The organism is Pseudomonas sp. XP2, assembly GCF_053557975.1.
In genome coordinates this window covers 1-7,855 of record NZ_JBNRIK010000031.1, presented here as the reverse complement: position 1 = coordinate 7,855, position 7,855 = coordinate 1, and the positions used below count along the sequence as shown (strand labels likewise).

Below are 7,855 nucleotides of genomic sequence, written 5' to 3'. Positions count from 1 at the left end.
CACAAAGGCTGAAAGCGAGCGTGGTCACTGTGGGAGCGGGCTTGCCCCGCGAACACGGGCGAAGCCCGTGCCATCCTGCAGGTCGTCAGGCACCCTGCCGGTCGATATCACGGCGCAGGACCACCGACGTGGTAATGTCATCCACGGATTCGTGCCGTGCCACGTTGTCGCGTACCTGGTTGAGGTCGTCGATCGTCCGGGTCTCCACTTCAACCACCAGGTCAAGCTGGCCGCTCACCGAGGAAACCCGCCGCACGCGTGCGTCCGTGGCCAACTGGTCGAGCAGCCCCATGGCAGGCGTGCGCTGCAATGTCACCAGCAAGATCGCGCGTATCACATTGGCATCTATTTCGCCGATATCCGCCCGATAACCGCGAATGACCCCGCTGCGTTCAAGGTTGGCGACGCGCTCGGTCGTGGCGCTTCTGGAAAGGCCTATGCGGCCGGCTAATGCCTTCAGCGCAATGCGCGCGTCCTTCGAAAGTACTTCAAGAATCTCACGATCTTTTGCGTCCAGCTCACGCATTGCACCACCTGATTAGCTTGCCGTCATTATGCCGGTCGGAACCGGCATAATGCCTGTTGATCCCGACGGTATGCAGGGTGTCGGTTTCGGTGGTGCATGACAAGCTATTGAAAAACAATTTGCTCGCTCGGAACGTGATGACATGACAGACCTTTCCCACCCGGCACCTCGGTTTTCGGCAAGCGAAGCCGAGGGCCTTGCAAAAGATTTCTTCAATGTCTCTGGCACTGCCACGCCCCTGGATGGGGAGCGTGATCGCAATTACCGGCTGGAGACTGGCCTGGATGCAGGCTGGATACTGAAAATCGTCAATGCCAGCGAACCCAGGGTGGAAAGCGAGTTCCAAACCGCGCTGCTTGATCACCTGGCCGTGCACGGCGCGCATTTGCGCGTGCCTCACTTGCGGGCCAGCATGGCTGGCGACTACCTGCCATCGGTGACCAGTGCCACAGGTGAAACGCACGCGGTACGCCTGGTCAGCTGGTTGGCCGGTACGCCACTTGCCGAGGCCAGGCGCTCATTCGCCCTGATGAAAAACTTCGGTCGGGCACTCGGTGAACTCGACCGCGCACTGCAGGGCTTCATGCACCCGGGTGCCGTCCGCGACCTTGACTGGGATCTGCGCCATGCTGCGCGCTCCCGGTCGCGCCTGCACTTCATCAAGAGCCCTGAACGCCGGGCCATTGTCGAGCGCTTCATCACCCGGTTTGAACAGACCGTACAGCCCAAGCTGGCGTCCCTCCGGGCGCAGGTGATTCACAACGACGCCAACGACTGGAACATCCTGGTCGATGCCGAAACCACCAGTACCGTGACGGGCTTCATCGACTTTGGCGATGCCGTGCATACCGTGCTGATTGCCGAGGTCGCGATTGCCAGCGCGTACGCCATTCTGGACATGGACGACCCGATCGGCGCTGCTGCTGCGCTGGCCGCCGGTTTCCACGAGACATACCCGTTGCAGGCGCAAGAGCTTGATGTGTTGTTCAACCTGATCGCCATGCGCCTGGTCGTCAGCGTCACGTTCTCCGCTTCCCGGCAGGATCAGACAGAGCACAACCCCTACCTGGCGATCAGTGAAGCGCCTGCCTGGCGCCTGCTGGAACAACTCGACTCGATGAACCCACGGCTGGCCACCGGCATACTGCGCAAGGCCTGTGGTTTCGATGCCATCGAAGGCGCGGGTGATGTCCGCCGCTGGATTGCGGACAACCACAAATCCTTCGCCGACCTGGTGCGCCCGTCCGCCGCCATCCTCAACAAGGTGATTGCACCGTTTGGTGACGCCACCCACGAAATGACCATCGCCTCGGCTGAGCAGCGCCCTGCAGATGCAACCCGTTGGTGGGAAGCGTTTTCTGCTGCTCACCAGGTGCCATTGGCCATCGGGCCATGGGGGGAGTTGCGCACCATCTACACTGACAGCGCGTTCGAGTCCCGTTTCATCAAAGGGCAGCGCCGCACACTGCATGTCGGTGTCGACCTGGTGATGCCAGCGGGTACGCCGTTGTACGCACCGGTCGCTGGCACTGTCAGAAGTGTGGAGGTTGAACCAGACCCGCTGGGGTATGGTGGCCTGGTGATGATCGAGCACACGCCACCCGGTTGCCCGCCATTTCTGACCCTGTGGGGGCACATGGCCCATGAAGCGCTCAGCCGCTTGAAAGCCGGTGACAAGCTCGAAGCCGGCGACTTGGTCGGTTACATGGGCACCGATCATGAAAACGGCGGCTGGATTCCCCACCTGCACCTGCAGATGACCACCGATACCCAGCTGAGTGCGAGCGAGGTCATTGGCGTGGGTGAGCCCGAGTACCAGGAGGTATGGGCCGACCTGTTCCCCGATGCCTCGGCCTTGGCGGGTATCCCGCCAGAGACCTACACCCAGCAAGGGATGACCAAGGCCCAGATTATTGCCAAGCGCAAGGATCTGCTGCTACCTAACCTGTCAATTTCGTACACCGACCCGATCAAGTTCGTGCGTGGTGATGGCGTATGGCTGATCGACAACTTCGGGCGCGCCTACCTGGACTGCTTCAACAACGTGTGCCACCTGGGCCATAGCCATCCCGACGTGGTCGAGGCCTTGACCCGCCAGGCTGCGCTACTCAACACCAACACCCGTTACCTGCACGACAACATCGTCGAGTACGCCGAACGCCTGACCGGTACCCTGCCAGAGGGTCTTTGCGTAGCGTCCTTTGGTTGTTCGGGGAGTGAAGCCAACAGCCTGATGCTGCGCATGGCGCGCAACTACACAGGCAGTGACCAGGCGATCGTGCTGGACTGGGCTTACCACGGCACCACGCAAGAACTCATCGACCTTAGCCCTTACAAGTACAAGCGCAAGGCCGGCAAGGGCAGGGCGGCACATGTTCACGAGGCGATGGTCCCGGACAGCTACTACGCGCCCGGGCACTGGCCAGTGGAAGAGCATGGCAAGCGTTTTGCCGAGTCGGTCGCAGAGCAGCTGGATGCCATACGCAAGGCAGGCAAGGGCCCAGGCTTCTTCCTTGCCGAGTCGATCCCCAGCGTGGCGGGGCAGGTGTTCCTGCCTGACAACTACCTCAAGGAGGTCTACGCCATGGTTCGCGCCGAGGGTGGGCTTTGCCTGGCCGATGAGGTACAGGTCGGGTTCGGCCGCGTCGGTAGCCACTGGTGGGCATTCGAGACCCAGGGCGTGGTGCCGGATGCCGTCACCATGGGCAAACCGATTGGTAACGGCCACCCGATGTCGGCGGTTGTCACCACGCGTGAGGTTGCCGATGCCTTCAATAACGGGATGGAGTATTTCAATACCTTCGCCGGCAACCCTGTGTCGTGCGCGGTAGGCCTGGCGGTGCTCAATGCAATCGAGCGCGACCAGTTGAAAGAAAATGCCTTGAGTGTTGGTAACTACCTGCTCGATGGGTTCCGCAAGCTTCAGCAGCAATTCGATGTGATTGGTGATGTGCGCGGGCTTGGGCTTTTCCTCGGCATCGTCCTGGTCACCGACCGCAAGTCGAAGGCGCCGGCCACGTCCCTGGCCCGGAAAGTGGCTGATGGCGCCAGGGAACGCGGCGTATTGATCGGCACTGAAGGCCCGCATGACAACGTGCTGAAAATGCGGCCATCGATGATTTTCAGCCGGGCCAATGCCGACTTCCTCCTCGACGTGCTGAAAGACAGCTTTACCGCAGCACTGAAGTAGCTTTTGCAGACTACGCGGTCTTTGCAGGCGCGACACAAGGCCGCGCCTGCATCACGCCTTCTGCCGGTCTATGTCACGCCGCAACACTACTGCCGTAGTAATGTCATCTACAGAGTCGTGGCATGCCACGGCGTCCCGCACACGGTTCAAATCATCAATCGTCCGTGCTTCGACCTCCACTATCAAGTCGAGCTGCCCGCTGACCGATGAAACCCGTTTCACCTGGGCGTTCTGTGCCAGAAGGTCCAACAACCCAAGTGCCGGTGTACGTTTCAGCGCTACCAGGATGATTGCCCGTATGACATGGGCATCGATTTCACCGATGTCGGCGCGATATCCGCGAATGACCCCACTGCGTTCCAGTTGCAAAACCCGCTCGCTGGTGGCACTTCTTGACAGGCCAACTCTTGCAGCCAGCGCTTTGAGTGCCACACGCGCTTCCTTGGAGAGTATGTCGAGGATTTCTCGATCTTTGACGTCTAATTCGCGCAATGCTGACACTCCCGCCTGATCACCGATAAGTGACTGGCCGCCCAAAGTACAGTAGGTAAACCAGCCGAATACTTGCTTGTTTTTAGTGCATCGGCAGACACTACTCCAGTTTTTCAAGGCCCGAAGTAGTGCCGGCATTGTGTCGGTCGATTCCGGCAATGTGCCAGTCGAACGCGCACATTGCAGGGTGATTTCAAGGGATCAGTGTGCAAAGCTCTCAGTGAAGGTTGGGGCCTCAGAACCCAAGACAATAAGAAATAGAAACTTCCAAGGAGTGCCTCGATGCTGGCAAGAAAAACCAGGATGCTACTGGCTTCCACCGCTGTTGCGGCGGCTGGGTTGTTCTCTCACGGCTTGGCGCACGCCGATGACTTGCAGGCCGTTCAAGCGTCAAAAGTACTGCGCGTGGCAATGAGCGGCCAATACGCTCCCTTCAGCTTTGCCAATGAAAAAAATGAAATTGTCGGTTTCGACGCCTCCATTGGTGAAGCACTCGCCCAGCGTCTGGGTGTGAATATAAAAATTATCACCACACCGTTTGACGGCATTATCGCCGGGCTGCTGGCCAAGAAGTATGACGCTGTCATTGCCTCGATGACCATTACCCCCGAGCGGCTGAAAGCCGTCGACTTCGTGGGCCCTTATTACCATGCAGGCCGTACCATCGGCGTCAAGGAAGACTCTTCGATCAAGGGGCTTGATGACCTGAAGGATGTCACCGTTGGCGTTACGTTGGGCGACTCGCATGACAAATGGGCGCGTAATCGCGGCAATCTTAAAGTGCGCACCTATAAAGGCTTACCGGAAATGCTGGTGGACCTGGAAGCCGGTCGTATCGACGCGGTAGTGATGGACAGCATTCCGGTCATGGTTGCGGTAAAAGAGACCGGGCAGAAGGTGCGCATCATCAGCCTGCCGGACGAGCAGGGTGGCCGTGAAGGCCTGGGCATTGCCATTCGCAGAAACAACCCTGAACTCAAGGCCCAGTTGCAGAAGGCGCTGGACGAGATTCTGGCCGATGGCACCTATAAAGAAATCTCCATGAAATGGGTGGGTAGCGATATTCGCTGATGCACACCTGGAGTGGCCTGACCGAAAGGTTGGGCCGGGTTGGCTGAATTTTGTGAGTGGTTTTTATGGACCTGTCATTGATCCATCGCACCTACCCGTTCTTCCTGGACGCCGCCTGGGTAACTGTGCAGATCTCGTTGCTATCACTCTTACTGGGTTTACTCCTTGCCTGCGTGCTGGTGGCGTGCCGGTTATCGCCATTTATTATCTTGCGGTGGGCAGCCAAGATTTACGTCAGCGTATTTCGCGGTACACCCTGCCTGGTGCAGTTGTTCATTATCTATTTTGGTGGGCCACAAATAGGTATTGAGCTTGAGCCGTTTTCTGCTGCGGTGATCGGTTTAGGCATGAATATAGCGGCGTATATGTCGGAGTCCATTCGAGGGGCTATCGATAATGTCGACCCAGGCCAGGAGGAGGGCGCACGGTCGATTGGCTTCAGCCGCAGCCAGACGCTGTTGTTCATCATCATTCCCCAGGCAATGAAGCTGATGATCAGGCCGCTTGGCGTAAATGCTATCGGCCTGATCAAGGGTTCTGCCCTGGTGTCGGCCATTTCGGTGGTCGAACTGACTTACACCGCGCAGCGCTTCATCAGTTCAACCTACAAACCGTTCGAGATATTCATGGTGTCGGCGCTGCTTTATATCGTCATGGTCTACGCGGTCAAGTACCTGGTGGAAGTGCTGGACCGGCGCTACGCAACCCAGTGAGGAGTGCCAGTGGAAGGGTTCAACCTGAGTGTCATCACGCCTTACTATGAAATGCTGGCAACCGGTCTGTGGTGGACGGTTGTCATGTTTCTCTGTTCCAGCGTCATCAGCCTGATGGTGGGTGTGTTATTCGCCTTGATCGACCTGTATGCGCCGAAAGCCATGGCACTGCCTGTGCGCTTCGTGACCTGGCTGTTGATGGGCACGCCATTGTTGCTGCAACTGTATCTGATCTATTACGGGCTGGTTCAGGTGGGTATCGATATTCCGGCGCTGGCTGCGGGGATAATCGGGCTAAGCCTGCATTTTGCGGTGTACAACGCTGAGGTGATCAAGTCCGGGATCGAGGCGGTCGACCCAGGCCAGATAGAGGGCGCGCGCTCGATTGGCCTTAGCAAAGCCATGACCCAGCGCTACATCATTGTTCCGCAGGCGCTCAGAAAAACCATTGCGCCACTGGGGAACAACCTCATTGTGTTGCTGAAGGACACTTCACTGGTGTCGATCATCGGTATTGCCGAACTCGTCTACAGCGCCCAATTGGCTGTCAGTGAAACGTATAGCCCCTTTGAGTTCTATATAGCCGTCGCAGTGATCTACTACGTGGCCAATCTGGTACTCGAGGCGGGGTTGCATCTTATTGAAGCCAAGGTCGAGATGTCACGATGAACAACAACGCTATGGTAGAAGTGAAGGGCGCTCGCAAAGCCTACGGCACACTTGAGGTGCTCAAGGGCATCGACCTGTCGGTCTCGCGTGGGCAGATCTTCGCTATCATCGGCCCGAGTGGCTCTGGCAAAAGCACCTTGCTGCGGTCGATCAACCATCTCGAAGTGCTCAATGACGGTGAAATCTGGCTGGATGGTGATCAGGTCAACCGCCCCTTGAAAGGCCGCGCCTTCGAGCAGCACATCAATCGGGTGCGCCAGCAAATGGGCATGGTGTTTCAACACTTCAATCTGTTCCCGCACCTCACCGTCTGTGAAAACGTCGCGATAGGGCCTGTGAAGCTCAAAGGCTACTCGAAAAGTGCGGCCAGAGCGCTGGCCCTGGAGTACCTGCAAAAGGTCGGGCTGGAAAACAAGATTGACGAATATCCGTCGCGCTTGTCCGGTGGGCAGAAGCAGCGCGTTGCCATTGCCCGGGCGTTGGCCATGCAACCCAAGGTGATGTTGTTCGATGAAGCGACCTCAGCCCTGGACCCGGAGCTTGTGGAAGAGGTGAACCTGGTAATGAAGCAACTGGCGGCCGAGCACATGACCATGTTGATCGTCACGCATGAGATGCGCTTTGCCGGCGAGGTTGCTGACCAGATCGTATTCATGGATGGTGGGGTTGTTGTGGAACAGGGGGCTCCTGGGGACATTCTGAGGAACCCGGTGCAGGATCGTACCCGGGCTTTTTTGAAGAAGCATTTGCAAGCCGACCCTTTGTAAGAGGGCCGGGCTTCTTCAAAAACCAGGCAGGCGGGTCAGGCCAGCTTTTCCAGCTCTGGCACCGCTTCGAACAGGTCAGCGACCAGGCCGTAGTCGGCCACCTGGAAGATCGGCGCTTCTTCGTCCTTGTTGATCGCAACGATCACTTTGGAGTCTTTCATGCCGGCCAGGTGCTGGATCGCGCCGGAGATACCGACGGCGATGTACAGCTGTGGCGCAACGATCTTGCCGGTCTGGCCGACCTGCATGTCGTTCGGCACGAAGCCTGCGTCGACCGCAGCACGCGAAGCGCCGACGGCCGCGCCAAGCTTGTCGGCCAGGCTGTACAGGTGCTTGAAGTTGTCACCGTTACCCATGCCGCGGCCGCCGGAAACGACGATCTTGGCAGCGGTCAGTTCCGGGCGGTCGGACTTGGCCAGCTCTTCAC

8 protein-coding genes are annotated in these 7,855 nt (G+C 58.4%); 5 read left to right on the top strand and 3 right to left on the bottom strand.

All coding sequences use genetic code 11. From position 1 onward, the window contains the following. Positions 1 to 85: 85 nt before the first annotated feature. Entirely contained in the window at positions 86 to 526 is a 441-nt protein-coding gene (locus ACK1VC_RS24825) for an Lrp/AsnC family transcriptional regulator (protein WP_016486802.1), read from the bottom strand. Positions 527 to 668: 142 nt separating this feature from the next. Between ACK1VC_RS24825 and ACK1VC_RS24820 the strand changes: the two genes are divergently transcribed. Further along, a complete protein-coding gene (locus ACK1VC_RS24820) occupies positions 669 to 3,716 on the top strand; it encodes an aminotransferase class III-fold pyridoxal phosphate-dependent enzyme (RefSeq protein WP_016486803.1) in 3,048 nt (1,015 codons plus the stop codon). A 51-nt stretch (positions 3,717 to 3,767) separates the two neighbouring features. Here ACK1VC_RS24820 and ACK1VC_RS24815 read toward each other — a convergent pair whose 3' ends face one another. Next, on the bottom strand, positions 3,768 to 4,208 hold the full coding sequence (locus ACK1VC_RS24815) for an Lrp/AsnC family transcriptional regulator (protein ID WP_096426957.1): 441 nt from the start codon (positions 4,206 to 4,208) through the stop codon (positions 3,768 to 3,770). 282 nt (positions 4,209 to 4,490) lie between these two features. On the opposite strand from ACK1VC_RS24815, the gene ACK1VC_RS24810 reads away from it, so the two are divergent. From ACK1VC_RS24810 to ACK1VC_RS24795, 4 genes are all read left to right on the top strand, one after another. Continuing rightward, a complete protein-coding gene (locus ACK1VC_RS24810) occupies positions 4,491 to 5,279 on the top strand; it encodes an ABC transporter substrate-binding protein (RefSeq protein WP_191087708.1) in 789 nt (262 codons plus the stop codon). Between the two features lie 65 nt (positions 5,280 to 5,344). Beyond that, entirely contained in the window at positions 5,345 to 5,992 is a 648-nt protein-coding gene (locus ACK1VC_RS24805) for an amino acid ABC transporter permease (protein ID WP_016486806.1), read from the top strand. A gap of 51 nt (positions 5,993 to 6,043) precedes the next feature. Continuing rightward, entirely contained in the window at positions 6,044 to 6,661 is a 618-nt protein-coding gene (locus ACK1VC_RS24800) for an amino acid ABC transporter permease (RefSeq protein WP_054833407.1), read from the top strand. Between the two features lie 11 nt (positions 6,662 to 6,672). Next, on the top strand, positions 6,673 to 7,428 hold the full coding sequence (locus ACK1VC_RS24795; protein ID WP_082422073.1) for an amino acid ABC transporter ATP-binding protein: 756 nt from the start codon (positions 6,673 to 6,675) through the stop codon (positions 7,426 to 7,428). 35 nt (positions 7,429 to 7,463) lie between these two features. Here ACK1VC_RS24795 and ACK1VC_RS24790 read toward each other — a convergent pair. Further along, positions 7,464 to 7,855 (bottom strand): electron transfer flavoprotein subunit alpha/FixB family protein (locus ACK1VC_RS24790; RefSeq protein ID WP_449118065.1); only part of this gene is annotated, 392 nt, incomplete at its 5' end.